Source organism: Bartonella sp. AA2SXKL (assembly GCF_042197205.1).
Taxonomy (GTDB): Bacteria; Pseudomonadota; Alphaproteobacteria; order Rhizobiales; family Rhizobiaceae; genus Bartonella.
This window is the reverse complement of record NZ_JBHIRN010000125.1, coordinates 1-749: the sequence shown is the minus strand read 5'-3', so window position 1 is coordinate 749 and position 749 is coordinate 1. Positions and strand designations below refer to the sequence as shown.

At 39.1% G+C, this 749-nt stretch carries 1 protein-coding gene; it reads left to right on the top strand.

Annotated elements, in window-relative coordinates; all coding sequences use genetic code 11:
- On the top strand, positions 1–749 hold a 749-nt coding region (gene murF / locus ACFINS_RS10200; RefSeq protein ID WP_375706202.1), incomplete at both ends, for a UDP-N-acetylmuramoyl-tripeptide--D-alanyl-D-alanine ligase.

The following is a 749-nucleotide window of genomic DNA, read 5'->3' as shown; positions in this document are numbered from 1 at the left end:
GCGCTCAAAGGCTAAAATTATAGCGGTAACAGGATCGGTGGGAAAAACAACGACAAAAGAAGTTCTAAAACAAGTGCTGGCAACTGTTGGGAAGGTTCACGCGAATTCTGCTTCTTTGAATAATCACTGGGGAGTGCCGCTTACCTTGGCGCGAATGCCTGCGGAGAGTAATTATGGTGTCTTTGAAATTGGTATGAATCATAAAGATGAAATTCGCCCTTTGGTTAAGTTGGTCCATCCACATGTTGTTCTCATTACGCATATTTCTGCAGCACATATGGGTTTCTTCAAAAATCTTGAGGAAATAGCAGACGCAAAAGCTGAAATTTTTGAGGGACTGGATGAGGAGGGTATTGCTGTTTTAAATGCGGATGATGATTTTTTTCCTTATTTAGTTCAAAAAGCAAAACAATGTAGTGTGAAAAGGATCTTAAGCTTTGGTGAGACTAAAAATTCCGATTATCAGGCGAAAGATATACGTCTTTTAACAGATTATTCCTCTATGATTGTTAGTATTTCTGGTCAGGATAGGGCAATGAAAATTGGTGCTCCTGGACGACATATTATACAAAATAGTTTGGCTGTTATTGCTGCTTGTGATGCCATTGGTGTTGATTTAGAACCTGTTTTGCTCTCTTTGAGCTATTTTTCTCCTCAAAAGGGGCGCGGTGTTCGTTATCGATTGTCTTTACCAAGTGGAGGCGAATTTTATTTAATTGATGAAAGCTATAATGCAAATCCTGCATCTA